The 16,997-nt window shown below is 71.7% G+C and carries 15 protein-coding genes; 8 read left to right on the top strand and 7 right to left on the bottom strand.

What is annotated here, in order from left to right:
- The first annotated feature begins 71 nt into the window (after window positions 1-71).
- Window positions 72-1,571: a DNA recombination protein RmuC gene (locus QMG39_RS12960; protein ID WP_281885631.1), complete on the top strand. Its 1,500-nt coding sequence runs from the start codon at window positions 72-74 to the stop codon at window positions 1,569-1,571.
- An 18-nt stretch (window positions 1,572-1,589) separates the two neighbouring features.
- On the opposite strand, the gene QMG39_RS12955 is transcribed toward QMG39_RS12960, so the two are convergent.
- From QMG39_RS12955 to QMG39_RS12945, 3 genes are all read right to left on the bottom strand, one after another.
- Entirely contained in the window at window positions 1,590-2,948 is a 1,359-nt protein-coding gene (locus QMG39_RS12955) for an MFS transporter (protein WP_281885629.1), read from the bottom strand.
- Between the two features lie 54 nt (window positions 2,949-3,002).
- Window positions 3,003-4,004: a class II fructose-bisphosphatase gene (gene glpX / locus QMG39_RS12950; protein ID WP_281885627.1), complete on the bottom strand. Its 1,002-nt coding sequence runs from the start codon at window positions 4,002-4,004 to the stop codon at window positions 3,003-3,005.
- A 128-nt stretch (window positions 4,005-4,132) separates the two neighbouring features.
- Entirely contained in the window at window positions 4,133-5,011 is an 879-nt protein-coding gene (locus QMG39_RS12945; RefSeq protein ID WP_281885625.1) for a fructose-bisphosphatase class II, read from the bottom strand.
- Window positions 5,012-5,119: 108 nt separating this feature from the next.
- Here QMG39_RS12945 and fbaA point away from each other — a divergent pair, with 108 nt between their 5' ends.
- Both fbaA and QMG39_RS12935 read left to right on the top strand, forming a co-directional pair.
- Complete coding sequence (gene fbaA, locus QMG39_RS12940; RefSeq protein ID WP_281885623.1) at window positions 5,120-6,148, top strand: class II fructose-bisphosphate aldolase; 1,029 nt, start codon at window positions 5,120-5,122, stop codon at window positions 6,146-6,148.
- Between the two features lie 5 nt (window positions 6,149-6,153).
- Window positions 6,154-6,798 (top strand): DUF6264 family protein, encoded by a 645-nt coding sequence (locus QMG39_RS12935; protein WP_281885621.1) that lies wholly within the window; start codon window positions 6,154-6,156, stop codon window positions 6,796-6,798.
- A 73-nt stretch (window positions 6,799-6,871) separates the two neighbouring features.
- Here the strand turns inward: QMG39_RS12935 and QMG39_RS12930 are convergent, their stop codons facing one another.
- The 4 genes from QMG39_RS12930 to QMG39_RS12915 form a co-directional block, all read right to left on the bottom strand.
- Window positions 6,872-8,875, bottom strand: coding sequence for an ABC transporter ATP-binding protein (locus tag QMG39_RS12930; RefSeq protein WP_281885619.1), 2,004 nt, complete (start codon window positions 8,873-8,875; stop codon window positions 6,872-6,874).
- Window positions 8,872-10,605 carry an ABC transporter ATP-binding protein gene (locus tag QMG39_RS12925; protein WP_281885617.1) on the bottom strand — a complete coding sequence of 578 codons (1,734 nt, stop codon included), beginning with the start codon at window positions 10,603-10,605 and terminating at the stop codon, window positions 8,872-8,874. Before QMG39_RS12925 ends, QMG39_RS12930 begins: the two co-directional genes overlap by 4 nt.
- Before the next feature lie 82 nt (window positions 10,606-10,687).
- A complete protein-coding gene (locus tag QMG39_RS12920; RefSeq protein ID WP_281885614.1) occupies window positions 10,688-11,314 on the bottom strand; it encodes a TetR/AcrR family transcriptional regulator in 627 nt (208 codons plus the stop codon).
- A gap of 209 nt (window positions 11,315-11,523) precedes the next feature.
- A complete protein-coding gene (locus QMG39_RS12915) occupies window positions 11,524-12,549 on the bottom strand; it encodes a 4-hydroxy-3-methylbut-2-enyl diphosphate reductase (protein WP_281887286.1) in 1,026 nt (341 codons plus the stop codon).
- A gap of 87 nt (window positions 12,550-12,636) precedes the next feature.
- On the opposite strand from QMG39_RS12915, the gene xseA reads away from it, so the two are divergent.
- The 5 genes from xseA to QMG39_RS12890 all read left to right on the top strand — a co-directional run bounded on the left by xseA (window position 12,637) and on the right by QMG39_RS12890 (window position 16,962).
- Complete coding sequence (xseA, locus tag QMG39_RS12910; protein ID WP_281885612.1) at window positions 12,637-13,896, top strand: exodeoxyribonuclease VII large subunit; 1,260 nt, start codon at window positions 12,637-12,639, stop codon at window positions 13,894-13,896.
- 1 nt (window position 13,897) lies between these two features.
- The gene (locus tag QMG39_RS12905; protein ID WP_281885610.1) at window positions 13,898-14,149 is read left to right on the top strand and encodes an exodeoxyribonuclease VII small subunit; all 252 of its coding nucleotides are present in this window, start codon (window positions 13,898-13,900) and stop codon (window positions 14,147-14,149) included.
- Window positions 14,149-14,790, top strand: a complete 642-nt coding sequence (locus tag QMG39_RS12900) for a DUF4245 domain-containing protein (protein ID WP_281885608.1) — start codon at window positions 14,149-14,151, stop codon at window positions 14,788-14,790. The genes QMG39_RS12905 and QMG39_RS12900 overlap by 1 nt, the downstream gene beginning before the upstream one ends.
- Before the next feature lie 43 nt (window positions 14,791-14,833).
- Window positions 14,834-15,493, top strand: a complete 660-nt coding sequence (locus tag QMG39_RS12895; RefSeq protein ID WP_281885606.1) for a carbonic anhydrase — start codon at window positions 14,834-14,836, stop codon at window positions 15,491-15,493.
- A gap of 62 nt (window positions 15,494-15,555) precedes the next feature.
- A complete protein-coding gene (locus tag QMG39_RS12890; RefSeq protein WP_281885604.1) occupies window positions 15,556-16,962 on the top strand; it encodes a class II fumarate hydratase in 1,407 nt (468 codons plus the stop codon).
- The last annotated feature ends 35 nt before the right edge of the window (window positions 16,963-16,997 follow it).

Raw genomic sequence — 16,997 nt, 5'->3', positions numbered from 1 at the left:
CGCGGCGCCGCAGTAGCGCCACCCCGGGCCCGCTCCCGGGCGATGTCGGGGGCCGCTGCAACACTTCAGGCATGGACATCCTCGCCCTCCTCATCGGCCTCGTGATCGGCGCCGTCCTCGGCGCGCTCGTGACCGCGCTCGTGCGTTCGCGCAGGGCGACGGATGCCCCCGCGGGCGAGGACCCCGCCCTCGTCGCGGCGCGCCACCAGGGCGAGCTGCAGCAGGTCCGCGCCGAGGAGGCGCAGGCCCGCGCCGACCTGCTCGCCGAGCAGCAGCGCGTGCAGGGCGAGCTGCGCGCCGACCTCGCCGCCGCCTCGACTGAGGCCGACAACCTGCGCGAGCAGATCACGCAGCAGCGCACGCAGTTCCGCGAGTACGTGGAGCAGCAGCGCACCGACCAGGCCGAGCGGGCCGAGCGCGAGAAGCGCGAGTCCGCCGTGCTGCAGGCGCTGAGCCCCGTGCGGGAGACGCTCACGACGATGCAACGCAAGGTCGCCGAGCTCGAGCAGCAGCGCAGCGAGCAGTACGGCTCGATCGCCGAGCAGCTCAAGCAGGCGCAGCTGAGCGACGAGCAGCTGCGCGCGACGACCGAGTCGCTCGCCTCGGCGCTGCGCTCGAACAGCACGCGTGGCGTCTGGGGCGAGACGCAGCTCCGCCGCGTGGTCGAGGCCGCGGGCCTCGCCCAGTACGTCGACTTCGATACGCAGGCGTCGATCACGACGGATGCCGGTGCCGGCCGCCCCGACATGGTCATCCGCCTCCCCGGCGGCAAGTCGATCGCCGTCGACGCGAAGGTGCCGCTCGAGCACTACATCGAAGCGAGCCAGATCGCCGTGACCGCGTCGGGCGACGAGGGCGCGCGCCGCAAGCAGCTCATCGAGCGGCACGTGAAGGCGCTGCGCGGCCACATCGACGCGCTCGCGAAGAAGACGTACTGGGAGGGCCTCGACGCCAGCCCCGAGTTCGTCATCGCGTTCATCCCGAGCGAGTCGCTGCTGTCGGCCGCGCTCGAGGCCGACCCGGCGCTGCTCGACTACGCGTTCGGCAAGCGCGTCGCGCTCGCCTCCCCCGTGAACCTCTGGGCGGTGCTCAAGACGGTCGCGTACACGTGGCAGCAGCAGGCCGTGTCCGACGAGGCGAAGAAGCTGTTCGACCTCGGCAACACGCTCTACCAGCGCATCGGCACGCTCGCCGGCCACGCCGACGGCCTGCGCCGGGCGATCGAGCGCACGGTGGAGAGCTACAACAAGTTCGCCAACTCGCTCGAGTCGCGCGTGCTCGTCACCGCCCGCCAGTTCCCCGGCATCGACACCACCAAGATCTCCGCGCTCGCCGAGCCCGAGCCCATCCACGAGCAGCCCCGCCGCCTCGCCGCGGCCGAGCTCACCGAGCCCGAGGCGCCCGAAGCGGTGCGCGTGGTCGAGGCGGGCTCCGCCGACGCCGCTGCGGCCGACGCCGCGGAGGCGGCCGGCCGCGACGCCGACGCCCGCGCGGCCGAGGACGACGTCGAGCTCGACTTCGACTCGGGCGAGCCGCTGCTCGACCTCGACCCCGAGATCCGCTCGATCTGACCCCAGCGCCCGGCGCTCTCAGCGGGCGCGGTCGTCGGGGTGGGGCTCGTCGACCGGGCGGTCGAAGCCCGCGGCCGCCGAGCCTCCGGTCACGGTCTCGATCGGGCCGGTCGAGAGCGGCGCGTCCTCGAGGGGGTGCGCCAGCTCGTCGCGACCGAGCCGCGCGACCCAGATCGTCAGCACGGCGATCACGGGCGGCACGAGCCCGGCCACGAGGAACGTCGGCGCGAGCCCGATCGCCTCGCCCACCGGCCCCGCGATCGCCATCGACACCGGCATGAGCGCGAGCGACACGAAGAAGTCCAGGCTCGACACGCGGCCCAGCATGTGCGGCGGCACGCGCCGCTGCAGCAGCGTGCCCCACAGCACCTGCGCGCCCTGGAAGAGCAGGCCGCACACGAACAGCGCGACGACCATCACCCAGAGCGCGTCGGTGAATCCGATGATCGCCAGCGGAAGGCATCCGAACCCGAACCCCAGCATGAGCAGCGTCAGGTACCGCCGCGGCATCCGCAACGACCCCACCCACAGCGACCCGATCGCACCGCCGATGCCGAACGACGCGAGCACGAGCGTGAACTCGCCCGCGCCGCCGCCGGCCTGGTCGCGCACCGCGAACGGCAGCAGCACCTCGATCGGTCCCATGATCGCCAGCACCATGAACACCGCGAACAGCAGCGACGCGAGCAGCCACGTGGTGCGCATCAGGAACCCGAACCCGTCGCGCAGGTCGAGGAAGGTGCGCGTCAGCGGGTGCACGTCGTCGTCGACGCGCTCGCCGCGCAGCGGGGTCGTGCGCATGGCCAGCAGCACGAGCACCGCACCGACCTGCGCGACCGCGATCACCGCGAACGCGAGCCCGGGCGACATGATCGCGATGAGCAGGCTCGCCGCGGCAGGCCCGGCGGCGTTCATGAGCGTGGGCCGAAGCACACCCTCGACGCCGTTCGCCGCCTGCAACTGGTCGTCGGGCAGGATCGCCGGCAGCCACGCCGAGTACGCCGGGTAGAAGAACCCGTCGGCCACGCCCAGCACGAACGCGAGCACCGCGAGGTGCCACACCTCGATCGCGCCGCCCAGCGCGAGCAGCGCCGCCGTGCCGAACGCGACCCCGCGCACGGCCTCGACGCCGAGCAGGATGCGTCGCTGCCGAATGCGATCGGCTGCGACGCCGCCGAACAGCACCGCCAGCACCAGGCCGAGCGCCGCGGCCGTCGCCACGATCGACAGGTCCACGGGAGACCCGCCGAGCTCGACGACCTGCCAGACGGATGCGACGATCCAGCAGCCCGCGCTGAACAGCGAGAACGCCAGGGCGACCGTCAGCAGGCGGTACTGGCCGAGCGCGAACGGCCGGAGCGCGCGTGGCACGCGCATGGGCGACTCCTGGTGTGGTGCAGCGCCGCGTGCGGCCCCGCACCGATCACGACATCAGAGGAAGTCGGGGTCGAGCCACTTCTGCGCGAGGTGCTCGGCGGCGACCCTCCGGATCGTACCCGACTTCGATCGCAGCACGATCGACTCGGTCGAGATGTACGGGCCGTTCTTCTTCACGCCGAGCAGCAGCGCGCCGTCGGTGACACCCGTGGCGACGAAGAAGTGGTTGTCGCCCGAGACCATGTCGTCGAGTTCGAGGATCTTGTCGCAGTCGAGCCCGGCAGCCTCGGCGCGGGCGCGCTCGGCGTCGTCGCGCGGCGCGAGCTTGCCCTGCATGAACCCGCCGAGCGCCTTGACCGCGCACGCGGTGGTGATGCCCTCGGGGCTGCCGCCGATGCCGATGCACGCGTCGATGCGCGTGTCGTGGCGGGCCGCGTTGATGCCGCCCGCGACGTCGCCGTCGAGGATGAGGCGCGTGCCCGCCCCCGCCGCACGGATCTCGCGGATGAGCTCCTCGTGGCGCGGCCGGTCGAGCACGGCGACGCGCACCTCGCCGATGTCCTTGCCCTTCGCCTCGGCGAGCGCCCGCAGGTTCTCACCCACGGGGCGGCGGATGTCGACGGTGCCGAAGCCCTCGGGACCGGTGACGAACTTGTCCATGTAGAAGACGGATGACGCGTCGAGCATCGTGCCCCGCTCGGAGACCGCGATGACCGACAGGGCGTGTCCGCGCCCGGCGGCGGTGAGGCTCGTGCCGTCGATCGGGTCGACGGCGATGTCGCACGCGGGGCCGCGGCCGTTGCCGACCTGCTCCCCGTTGTAGAGCATCGGCGCCTCGTCCTTCTCACCCTCGCCGATCACGACGACGCCGTCGAAGTTCACCGTGCCGAGGAAGAGCCGCATCGCGTCGACCGCGGCCTTGTCGGCGGCGTTCTTGTCGCCCTTGCCGATCCAGGGCACCGCCCGGATCGCGGCCGCCTCGGTCGCGCGCACCAGTTCGAGTGCGAGGTTGCGGTCGGGGTGGTGGAACAGTGGTGCGGGTTCGGTGCTCGTCAACGCGTTACTCCAGGTTCGACTGCGATCGGGCGCGACGCTCGCGGTCGGCCACTGCCCCGAGCCTATCCAGCGCGTTCGGGCGCGAGCCCGATTCCGGGGACGATCGGCGTGAAAGAATCGTGAATCTTTCACTCGGCGGGTGGCACGATGCGCACCGCCGCCGGGTCCGGCGCACCGAGATCGCACGGCGTGACCGGCGAGACGAACACCACGGCGTCCGCTGCGCAGAGCTCGCCCAGGCCGAGCACGCCGGCCGGCAGGCCAGCCGCGCGCGACCGCTCGGCCTCGCCCGGCGACTGGGGCGCGAAGCGCACCTGCATCGTGCCGCCGAGCGCACGCACGGCGGCGGCCTCGATCACGCCCTCGGGCGCACCGCCAATGCCGAGCAGCAGGTCGAGGTCGCCGCCCGACTGCGCCGCGCGCAGCGCACGCTCGATGTCGCCGTGCAGGAACGGCACGAGCTGTGCGCCCGCCGCCACCACGGCGGTCGCGACGGCGGCGTTGCGTGGACGCTCCTGCACGGCCACGCGGAGCGCCGACACGGGGCATCCGCTCGCCTCGGCCAGCATCGCCAGGTTCGACGCGACGGGTGCGTCGATCGCCAGCCCCGCGGCATCCGCCCCGCCCACGAGCTTGTCGAGGTAGTACGCCGGCCCGATGTCGACGAACGCCCCGCGCGGCGCCGCCGCGAGGATCGCCATGGCACCGTCGGCGCCGGATGCCGCGAGGCGCGTGCCGTCCACCGGATCGACCACGATGTCGACGGCCGGTCCGCCGGAGCCGAAGCGTTCCCCGGGCTCGAGCATGGGCGCGTCGTCCTTCTCGCCCTCGCCCGCGACGACCCGCCCGTCGACCGGCACCGACGCGAGCGCCAGCCGCAGCGCATCGACCGCCGCGGCATCCACCGCATCGCCGTCGCCACCACCGACCAGCGGCATCGCCGCCCGCGCCGCAAGCGCCACCGCACGCTCGAACCCGGCGGTCACCGCATCGTCGAACAGGTCCATGCGGCCATCATGGCCCACGGGGCGAGCAATCGGCGGCCATGAACGCGGCGGGCGCGACTCACTAGACTCGCAGGTGCACGCCCACGAACATCGCTGTGAAGGAGCATCATGCCCATCGCCACCCCCGAGCAGTACGCGGAGATGCTCGACCGCGCCAAGGCCGGCGGCTTCGCCTACCCGGCCTTCAACGTGTCGAGCTCGCAGACCCTCAACGCGGTCCTGCAGGGACTCACCGAGGCCGGCTCCGACGGCATCATCCAGGTCACGACCGGCGGCGCCGACTACTTCGCCGGCCACACCGTGAAGGCCCGCGCCACCGGCGCGCTCGCGTTCGCGAAGTTCGCCACCGAGGTCGCGAAGTCCTACCCCGTCACGGTCGCGCTGCACACCGACCACTGCCCGAAGCCCGCCCTCGAGGACTTCGTGATGCCGCTCATCGCCGCCTCCGAGGAGGAGGTCAAGGCCGGTCGCAACCCGATCTTCCAGTCGCACATGTGGGACGGCTCGGCCGTGCCGCTCGACGAGAACATCCAGATCGCCGAGGACATGCTGAAGCGCACGAAGGCGATCAACGCGATCCTCGAGGTCGAGATCGGCGTCGTCGGCGGCGAGGAGGACGGCGTCGTGCACGAGGGCACCAACGAGGCGCTCTACACGACCGTCGGCGACGTGTCCAAGGCCGTCGAGGCGCTCGGCCTCGGCGAGGACGGCCGCTACATCGCCGCGCTCACCTTCGGCAACGTGCACGGCGTGTACAAGCCCGGCGGCGTGAAGCTGCGCCCGGAGCTGCTCGGCGAGATCCAGGAGGGCATCGCCGCGAAGTTCGGCACCGGCCCCAAGCCGCTCGACCTCGTCTTCCACGGCGGCTCGGGTTCGACCGACGCCGAGATCGCCGAGGCCGTCTCGAACGGCGTCGTGAAGATGAACATCGACACCGACACGCAGTACGCGTTCACGCGCGCGATCGCGGGCTACATGTTCGACAACTACGACGAGGTGCTGAAGGTCGACGGCGAGGTGGGCAACAAGAAGAAGTACGACCCGCGCGCCTGGGGCAAGATCGCCGAGACCGCCATGGCTGCGCGCGTCATCGAGTCGACCAAGCAGCTCGGCTCGTTCGGCCACTCGAAGAGCTGAGCCGGATGCCGCAGTCCGACCCGTCCCGCGAGGGCGGCGCGGCACCCGGCGACGGGTCCACGCCTCCCCCGCCGCCTCCGGCGGCGCCCGCGGCCCCACCGGCCGACCCGCGCCCGAAGCCGCAGTACGGCGAGTACGCACCCGAGGGCTGGAGCTGGCAGCCGCCGGAGCAGGCCATGCACGACGACCCGCCGAAGCGGGACGTCGCCCCGCCGCCGCCACCCGCCCCGCAGTCGGGTGCGGCCGCCGCCGCCCCGGCGCGCCGGGAGCGCGCCTGGGACCGACCGGTCACGCTCGGCCTGCTGGTGTTCGGCATCATCGGCGCGTCCATCGCGGTGTCGATCCAGCAGACGCTGCCCGACGCCATGTCCCTGCTGCACACGCAGGAGGGGCTCGACCCGTACGTGCAGGCCGAGGCGGTCGCGGGCATCCTCTCGACCGGCATGTGGACGCAGGTCCTGCTCTGGCTCCTCACCGCGGCGCTCGCGATCGTGCGACTCGTGCGCCGGCGCCTGGCGTTCTGGGTGCCGCTCGCCGGCGGCGCGCTGTCGTTCCTCGTGCTGTTCGGCGTGATCTGGGCGGTGCTGGTCACCGACCCGGTGCTCGTCGAGCACTTCGGCACGGTCGGCACCGCGGGCATCGGCGGCTAGCGCCGCCCGCAACGCGCACGACGCCCCCGCCCCGAATCGGGCGGGGGCGTCGTCGTCTGCGCGACCCGAGCGACTACGGCCGCTGCGCCGCCACCAGCTCCGCGTCGCCCTCGGGGTCGTCCTCCTCGATCGGCGCGGCGAACTGCGCTTCGTACAGGCGGGCGTACGCGCCCTCGGCGGCGATGAGCTCGGCGTGCGTGCCCTGCTCCACGATCGAGCCCTGCTCCATGACGATGATCGTGTCGGCGTCGCGGATCGTCGAGAGCCGGTGCGCGATCACGAAGCTCGTGCGGTCCTTGCGCAGCGCGCTCATGGCGTGCTGCACGAGCACCTCGGTGCGCGTGTCGACCGAGCTCGTCGCCTCGTCGAGGATCAGCACGCTCGGCCGCGCGAGGAACGCACGCGCGATCGTCAGCAGCTGCTTCTCGCCGGCCGAGAGGTTCGACGCCTCGTCGTCGAGCACCGTGTCGTAGCCGTCGGGCAGCATGTGCACGAACCGGTCGACGTAGGTCGCGCGCGCCGCGTCGAGGATCTCGTCCTCGGTGGCCCCCGGTCGCCCGTAGGCGATGTTGTCGCGGATCGTGCCCGCGAACAGCCACGTGTCCTGCAGCACCATGCCCATGCGGGCGCGGAGGTCGTCACGGCGCATCCGGGTGATGTCGACGCCGTCGAGCGTGATGCGGCCCGAGTCGAGCTCGTAGAAGCGCATGATGAGGTTCACGAGCGTCGTCTTGCCGGCGCCGGTCGGGCCGACGATCGCGATCGTGTGCCCGGGTTCGGCGACCAGCGACAGCCCGTCGATGAGCGGGGTGTCCTCCTCGTAGCGGAAGGCGACGTCCTCGAACTCGAGGCGGCCGGTGCGCTCGGTCGGTTCCTCGCCCTCGGCGGGGTCCTCCGACTGCTCGTCGGCGTCCAGGAGCTCGAACACGCGCTCGGCGCTCGCAACGCCCGACTGCAGCAGGTTCACCATCGAGCCGATCGTGGTCAGCGGCTGCGTGAACTGGCGCGAGTACTGGATGAACGCCTGCACGTCACCGAGCCGCATCGCGCCGTTCGCGACGAGCAGGCCGCCGACGACCGCGATCGCGACGTAGACCAGGTTCCCGATGAACATCATCGCGGGCATGATGATGCCCGAGAAGAACTGGGCGCCGAAGCTCGCCTCGTACAGCTTCTCGTTCGTGCCGTGGAAGTCGCGCTCGACCTCCTTGCTGCGGCCGAACACCTTCACGAGGGCGTGGCCGGTGAAGGCCTCCTCGATCTGCGCGTTGAGCTCGCCAGTGTGCTTCCACTGCGCGACGAACCGCTTCTGCGAGCGCTTCGCGATGAACACCGTCACGAGCAGCGTCAGCGGGATCGTCACGAGCGCGATCACCGCGAGCAGCGGCGAGATGACGAACATCATCGTGATCACGCCGATCACGGTGAGGATCGACGTGAGCAGCTGGCTCAGCGTCTGCTGCAGGCTCTGCGAGATGTTGTCGATGTCGTTCGTCACGCGCGAGAGCAGCTCGCCGCGCTGCATCCGGTCGAAGTACGACAGCGGCAGTCGGTGCATCTTCGTCTCGACGTCCTCGCGCAGGCGGTAGACCGTGCGCTGCGTGATGCCGTTCAGCACGAGGCCCTGCAGCCACGCGAACACCGACGCGAACACGTACAGTCCGAGCACGAGCAGCAGCACCTGCGAGAGCAGGCCGAAGTCGATGCCCTGCCCCGGCGTGAGGTTCATGGCCGAGAGCATCTCGGCCTGCTGGGTGTCACCGGATGCCTCGAGGCCGGCGATCACCTGCTCCTTCGTGGTGCCCTCGGGGAGGTTCGCCGAGATCGCGCCCTCGAAGACGATGTTCGTCGCCTCACCCAGTGCCTTCGGGCCAAGGACGGTGAGCGTGACGCTGACGACGCCGAGCAGGATCACGCCGAAGACGGCCCACCGCTCGGGCTTCAGGCGCCCCATGAGGCGCTTGGCCGAGGGGCCGAAGTGCATCGACTTCTCGACCGGCATGGCCATGCCCGCGGCGGGCCCGCCGTGCTGGGGTCCGCGCTGCGGCTGCGGCCGGTTGGGGGTGCGCTCGCTCATGCCGCCTCCTCCGCGCTCAGCTGGCTCTCCACGATCTCCTGGTAGGTCGGCGACGTCTCGAGCAGTTCCGCGTGCGTGCCGCGGGCGACGATGCGCCCCGCGTCGAGCACGAGGATCTGGTCGGCGTCGACGATGGTCGACACGCGCTGCGCGACCACGATGCGGGTCGTGTCGCCGGCCGCCCGGTCGAGCGCCTGGCGCAGCCGGGCATCCGTCGCCGTGTCGAGCGCCGAGAACGAATCGTCGAACAGCAGGATCGGTGGTCGCTTCAGCAGCGCCCGCGCGATCGAGAGCCGCTGGCGCTGGCCGCCCGAGACGTTCGTGCCGCCCTGGGCGATCGGGGTGTCGAGCCCCTCGTGCATGGCCCGGACGAAGTCGGATGCCTGTGCGACGCGCAGGGCCTCCCAGACCTCGTCGTCCGTGGCATCCGGGTCGCCGTACCGTACCGTCGAGCCGACCGTGCCCGCGAACAGGTACGCCTTCTGCGGGATGAGTCCGAGCTGCGCGTTGCGCGCCTCGGGGTCGAGCTCGCGCACGTCGACGCCGCCGACCAGCACCTGGCCGCCGGTGACGTCGAACAGGCGCGGGATGAGGTTCAGCAGCGTCGTCTTGCCGGCGCCGGTGCTGCCGATGATCGCGGTCACCTCGCCGGGGCGGGCCGTGAAGCTGAGCTCGTGCAGCACGGGCTGATCGGCGCCGGGGTAGGCGAACTCGACGTCCCGGAACTCGACCGTGCCGGCGGCGGTGAGCTCGCTGGTCGCGCCGGTCGGCTCGACCACGCTGGTCTCGGTCAGCAGCACCTCCTGGATGCGCCCGCCCGAGACGGCGGCACGCGGCAGGATCACCGCGATGAACGTGGTCATCATGACCGCCATCAGGATCTGGATGAGGTAGGTGAGGAACGCCGTGAGCGCGCCGATCTGCATCGAGCCGTCCTCGATGAGGAACGCGCCGAACCAGAGCACGGCGACGCTGGAGATGTTCAGCACGCCCATGGCGACCGGGAAGACCAGGGCGAAGAGGCGCCCGGCGCGCAGCGCCGTGTCGGTGAGCTCGGCATTCGCGGTGGCGAAGCGCTTCGACTCGACCGGCTCGCGCACGAACGCGCGGATGACCCGGATGCCCGTGAGCTGTTCGCGCAGCACGCGGTTCACGGTGTCGATGCGGGCCTGCATCTTCTGGAACTGCGGCACCATGCGCACGATGATCGCGCCGATCGCGATGAGCAGTACCGGCACGGCGACGGCCATGATCCAGGACAGCTGGAGGTCTTGCCCCATCGCCATGATCACGCCGCCGATGGCGAGGATCGGCGCCGAGACGAGCAGCGTGCACGCCATGAGCACGAGCATCTGCACCTGCTGCACGTCGTTCGTGGAGCGCGTGATGAGGCTCGGCGCGCCGAAGTGCGACACCTCCTGCTCGCTGAACGCCCCGACGCGGGCGAAGACGGCGGTGCGCACGTCGCGGCCGAGGCCCATCGAGAGCTTCGCGGCGAAGTAGACGGCGATGATCGCGCAGGCGATCTGCGCGAGCGTGATGGCGAGCATGAGCCCGCCGGTCGACATGATGTAGCCGGTGTCGCCGGTCGCGACGCCGTTGTCGATGATGTCCGCGTTCAGGGCGGGCAGCAGCAGGGTCAGGATCGACTGGATCAGCTGGAACACCACGACGGCGGCGAGCAGCGGCCAGTGCGGCCTGAGGTATCGGACGAGGAGTTTCCAGAGCACGCGATGTGCCTTCTTCCGTTGGTGCGGTTGGTGCGTGTGGTGGGTGGGGCCGAGACCCGTCGAAAAGCTGCGTTCTGAGGGGTCAGAGCGCAGCTTCTTGACGGGTCTCGGGGTGGTGTTCGTGAGGGGCGAGCGGATGCCCCGAGGCGATGCCGTTCGTGATGAGGGCGACGAGCTCGTCGGCGTCGAGGCCGATGGACTCGCCGAAGGCGGGCACCGAGGAGGCGAACGCGACCAGGCGGAGGTAGCGCGCGACCTGGCTCGGCGTGGCGGTCAGGCGGTCGGCGTCGGGGGCGAGCAGGTCGGCGATGATCGCCTCGTAGACGTTGTTGTGGTGATGGTGGTCCCGGTGCGGCGGGGTGCGGGTGCCGAGCGCCGACATGACGCCGATGATGCCGCGGAACCGCTCGCGGAGGTGGGCGAGCACCTGCTCGACCTTCCACTCGAGCGGCCGGCTCGCGTCGATCGCGCGCAGCTGCCGCCGAAGCGGTTCGGGGTCGAGGTAGCGCGTGACGGCGGCGTCGATGATCGCGTCCTTGTCGTCGAACGCGCGAAACAGCGTGCCCTCGGCGACGCACGCGGCCTCGGCGATCTGCCGGGTGCTCACGTCGCGGCCGTGCGCGATGAGCAGGGGCACGACGGCGTCGGCGATCGCCGCGCGGCGGTCCTCCGGGGAGAGCGGCCGCGCCCGTTCGGTGCGCGTTGCCATGCGGCGACTCTATGCGAGTGAGCGCTCACTCACAAGCATCCGTTGCCAAGACCCGTCGATCGACTGCGTTCTCAGCGCGGGATGCGCAGTTTCTTGACGGGTCATGTCGCGCGACGGGCGCGCGGTTCACCAGACCCGTCAAAAGGGTGCGTTCTCAGCGTAGGAAGTGCAGTTTGTTGACGGGTCTGGAATGAGGCCGGGTGGGCGGGTCAGTGCTGGGCGGCGCCGCGCGCGCGGCCCGAGCCCTTGAGGTCCTTGCGGAGCTCCTTGGGCAGCGAGAACATGAGGTCCTCCTCGGCCGTCTTGACCTCCTCGACCTCGCCGTAGCCGGCGTCGGCGAGCTCGATCAGCACCTCCTGCACGAGGCCCTCGGGCACGGATGCCCCGCTGGTCACGCCCACGGTCTCGACCCCGTCGAGCCAGGACTGCTCGATCTGCGTCGAGAAGTCGACCCGGTACGCGGCCTTCGCGCCGTACTCGAGCGCCACCTCGACCAGGCGCACGCTGTTGGACGAGTTCGCGCTGCCGACCACGATCACGAGGTCGGCGCCCTGCGCGACCTTCTTGATCGCGACCTGGCGGTTCTGCGTGGCGTAGCAGATGTCGTCCGACGGCGGGTCCTGCAGGTTCGGGAAGCGCTCGCGCAGGCGGCGCACGGTCTCCATCGTCTCGTCGACCGAGAGCGTGGTCTGCGAGAGCCAGACGACCTTGTCGGGGTCCTGCACCTCGATGTTCGGCACGTCGTCGGGGCTGTTCACGAGCGTCACGTGGTCGGGCGCCTCGCCCGCGGTGCCCTCGACCTCCTCGTGGCCCTCGTGGCCGATGAGCAGGATCTCGTAGTCGTCGCGCGCGAAGCGCACGGCCTCGCGGTGCACCTTGGTCACGAGCGGGCAGGTGGCGTCGATCGCGTGCAGGCCGCGGTCGGCGGCGGCACCCACGACGGCCGGCGAGACGCCGTGTGCGCTGAAGACGATGTGCTCGCCCTCGGGCACCTCGTCGACCTCCTCGACGAAGATCGCGCCCTGCTTCTCGAGCTCGGTGACGACGTGGATGTTGTGCACGATCTGCTTGCGCACGTACACCGGCGCGCCGTAGTGCTCGAGCGCCTTCTCGACCGCGATCACGGCCCGGTCGACGCCCGCGCAGTACCCTCTCGGGGCGGCGAGCAGCACCTTCTTCTCGCCAGCGACCGGGGTATCCTTGAGCCGCCCGCGCACCGCGGGAACGCGGGGCATGCCGAGGCTCACTCGGGGGGCATCCGTGGTGATCGTCACGCCGCCAGTCTACGGGCCGCCACCTGGGCACCGGCCCGAGAGGAGACCATGACCGACGCCCCCTCGACGCGCGATGCACCGTGGCCCGTCGCCCTGCTCTCCGAGAAGCTGCGCGGCTACATCGACCGGCTCGGCACCGCATGGGTCGAGGGCGAGGTCACCCAGTGGGGCGTCTCGAACGGCAACGTCTACGGCAAGCTCAAGGACCTCGACCGGGACGCCACGCTGAGCTTCACGCTCTGGTCGTCGGTGCGCGCGCGGCTCACCGAGGAGTTCGCGCAGGGCGACCGCGTGGTCGCGCTCGTGAAGCCGAACTGGTGGGTCAAGGGCGGATCGCTGACGATGCAGGTCTACGAGCTGCGCCACGTCGGGCTCGGCGACCTGCTCGAGCGGCTCGAGCGCCTGCGGGCCCAGCTCGCGGCCGAGGGGCTGTTCGATCCCGCCCGCAAGCGTCCGCTGCCCTTCCTCCCCCACCGCATCGGCCTCGTGACGGGCCGCGACAGCGACGCCGAGCAGGACGTGCTGCGCAACGCCCGCCTGCGCTGGCCGTCGGTCGACTTCCGCATCGCCTACGCCGCCGTGCAGGGCGATCGCACCGCCCGCGAGGTCAGCCGCGCGATCGAGGAGCTCGATGCCGACCCCGAGGTCGACGTGATCATCGTCGCGCGCGGCGGCGGGGACTTCCAGAACCTGCTCGGCTTCAGCGACGAGCGCGTGCTGCGCGCCGCGGCGGCCGCCACCACACCGATCGTGAGCGCGATCGGGCACGAGGCCGACCGGCCGCTGCTCGACGAGGTGGCCGACCTCAGGGCGTCGACACCGACGGATGCGGCCAAGCGCGTGGTCCCCGACGTGGCCGACGAACTGGCCCGCGTCCGTCAGGCCCGCGCGCGCATCGGCGCCCGCATGACGCACCTGGTCGCCGCCGAGGTCGACCGCATCGGCCAGCTGCGCTCGCGCCCCGTGCTCGCCGACCCGCGCACCATCGTGGACGCGCGGGCCGAGGACATCACCCGGTGGGTCGCGCGCGGCAGCGATCTCGCCGAGCGCGCGATCGAGCGCGCGCGGGTCGCCACCGACCAGCTGCACGCGCGCCTGCGCGCACTGTCGCCGCAGGCCACGCTCGATCGCGGGTACGCGATCGTGCAGCGGGGCGACGGGCGCATCGTGCGCGAGCCCGGCGACGCCCCCGCGGGCGACGAGCTGCTCGTGGCCCTGCCGGTCGGCTCGATCCGCGCCGAGTCGCTCGGCCCGGGCGAGCGGGAGGGCGACGCCCCGCCGGACGGACCCACCGGTGCCGCCGAATAGAATGGACCCCATGCCCACGCACGACGACATCGCCGAGCTCAGCTACGAGCAGGCGCGCGACGAGCTCGTCCGCGTCGTCGGCGAACTCGAGCAGGGCGCACCGACGCTCGAGCACTCCCTCCAGCTCTGGGAGCGCGGCGAGGCCCTCGCGGCCCGCTGCGAGGAGTGGCTCGTCGGCGCGCGCGCACGCCTCGAGGCCGCACGCGCCGGCTCCGCCGCATCCGCCACCGCCGACGCCGGAGACGAGGCCTGATGGCGCGCGGCCCACGCGTGGTCGCCGAGCTCGGCCGACCGGAGACGCCCGCGGAGACCGCCGCCCGCAAGGCGCAGGGCGCGGCAGACCGCCGGCGCCGCCAGACCGTCACCAACCTGCTCGGCTCGCTCTTCGCCTCCCTCGCGGTGGTGCTCGTCATCGTGCTGATCGTGCCCCGCAGCGACACCCCGATCGAGCCCGACATCGACGTGGCATCCGTCGCCGAGCAGGCCGCCATCGCGACCTCCGAGACCCTCGCCGTGCCCGAGCTGCCCGAGGGCTGGCGCGCCAACGCCGCCGAGCTCCGCACGAGCGGCGTCGACGGCGTGACCAGTTGGTACGTCGGCTACCTCACGCCGGGCGACGAGTACATCGGCATGTACCAGGCCTTCGACGCGAACCCGACCTGGGTCGCCGAGACCCTCGAGCGCACGCTCGCCGCGGGCGTCACCGAGGTCGACGGCGTCGAGTGGACCGTCTACGACAACCGCGACACGCTCGACGACGTCGGCAACGCCCGCTACGGCCTGGTCACCGAGGCCGGCGGCAGCACCTTCGTGCTGCTCGGCACCGGCACCGACGACGAGTTCCGCACCATCGCCTCCGAGATCGCGCCCACCGTGGTCGCGAACCTCCCCTGACGCACCACCGCGCACACCCGCCCCCTCGAGAACGGACCCGCAGATGGCCCGCACCGACTCCCCCTTCCTCCCGGTCTCGCCCCGCGACACCTGGATCGCCCTGCGCGACGGCAACCGCCGCTTCGTCTCCGGCACCCCCGAGCACCCGCACCAGGACGTCGAGCACCGCGCCGCGCTCTCGCAGGGCCAGCGCCCCCTGGTCGCCATCTTCGGCTGCGCCGACTCGCGCCTCTCTGCCGAGATCATCTTCGACGTCGGGCTCGGCGACGCCTTCGTGGTGCGCAACGCCGGCCAGGTGGTGTCGGGCGACGTGCTGGGCTCGCTGGAGTACGCGGTGGGCGTGCTGGGCGTGCCGCTCATCCTCGTGCTCGGCCACGACGCGTGCGGCGCCGTGCAGGCCGCGATCGACTCGCAGGCCGAGGACGCGACCCCGCTCCCGCCGAACATCCAGACGGTCGTCGACCGCATCGTTCCGGCCGTGCGCAAGGTCGCGGGCGTGGGGCCGGATGCCCCGGTGCAGCCCTCGCACGTCGATGCCGGGTTCGTCGGCCGCGAGCACCTGCGCGACACCGTCTCCGAGATGATCGAGCGCTCCGAGTTGATCAGCCAGGCGATCGCGGAAGGTACGCTTGCTGTCGTCGGGGCGAACTACCGGCTCATGGAGGGCCGGGTCGAGACCGACGTCGTCGTCGGCCAGCTCTGAGCGGACGACGACACCCCCGCCGGGCGGCGCCCCGGCACGCCGACGAAAGGGAAGCACACACCGTGGTGGACAACCAGGCCGAGTACCGGATCGAGCACGACACGATGGGCGAGGTGCGGGTTCCCGCCTACGCCCTCTACCGGGCGCAGACCCAGCGCGCGGTCGAGAACTTCCCGATCTCCGGCGCCACCCTCGAGCCCGCGCAGATCGCCGCGCTCGCGCGCATCAAGAAGGCCGCAGCGCTCGCCAACGCCGAGCTGGGCGTGCTCGAACGCGCACTCGCCGACGCGATCGCCGGCGCCGCCGACGAGGTCATCACGGGCCGCCACGACGCGCACTTCCCGGTCGACGTCTACCAGACCGGCTCGGGCACCTCGTCGAACATGAACATGAACGAGGTGCTCGCGACCCTCGCGACCGAGCGCCTCGGCTCGCCCGTGCACCCCAACGACCACGTCAACGCCTCGCAGTCGTCGAACGACGTCTTCCCGACCTCGGTGCACATCGCCGTCACGAGCGCGCTCATCGACGACCTCATCCCGTCGCTCGACCACCTCGCGGTCGCCCTCGAGGCCAAGGCCGAGCTCTGGGCGAGCGAGGTCAAGTCGGGCCGCACCCACCTCATGGACGCCACGCCGGTCACCCTCGGGCAGGAGTTCGGCGGCTACGCCCGCCAGCTCCGCCTCGGTATCGAGCGCGTGCAGTCGGCCCTCCCCCGCGTGGCCGAGGTGCCGCTCGGCGGCACCGCCACCGGCACCGGCATCAACACGCCCGCGGGCTTCCCGCAGCGCGTCATCGCGATCCTCCAGGAGGAGACCGAGCTGCCGATCACCGAGGCGCTCGACCACTTCGAGGCGCAGGCCAACCGCGACGGGCTGGTCGAGGCATCCGGGGCCCTGCGCACCATCGCCGTGAGCCTGACCAAGATCTGCAACGACCTGCGCTGGATGGGCTCGGGCCCGAACACCGGCCTCGGCGAGCTGCACATCCCCGACCTCCAGCCCGGCTCGTCGATCATGCCCGGCAAGGTGAACCCGGTCGTGCCCGAGGCCGTGCTCATGGTCTGCTCGCGCGTGGTCGGCAACGACGCGTCGATCGCCTGGTCCGGCGCCTCCGGCTCGTTCGAGCTCAACGTGCAGATCCCGGTCATGGGCACGGCGCTGCTCGAGTCGATCCGCCTGCTCTCGAACGCGGTCCGAGTGCTCGCCGACAAGACGGTCGACGGCCTCGAGGCGAACACCGAGCGCACGAGCGCGCTGGCCGGCATGTCGCCGTCGATCGTGACGCCGCTCAACAAGGTCATCGGCTACGAGGCCGCGGCGAAGATCGCCAAGCACTCGGTCGCCAAGGGCATCACGGTGCGCGAGGCCGTCATCGACCTCGGCTACGTCGAGCGCGGCGAGGTCACCGAGGAGCAGCTCGACGCCGCCCTCGACCTGCTGAAGATGACCCGCCCGCCGCAGGCGTAGTCTCCACGCACGACCGAGGCGCCCCGCGAGCATTC

This window comes from Agromyces rhizosphaerae, from assembly GCF_027925245.1.
In the GTDB taxonomy this organism is placed as follows: domain Bacteria; phylum Actinomycetota; class Actinomycetes; order Actinomycetales; family Microbacteriaceae; genus Agromyces; species Agromyces rhizosphaerae.
This window is presented reverse-complemented; position numbering and strand designations above follow the sequence as displayed.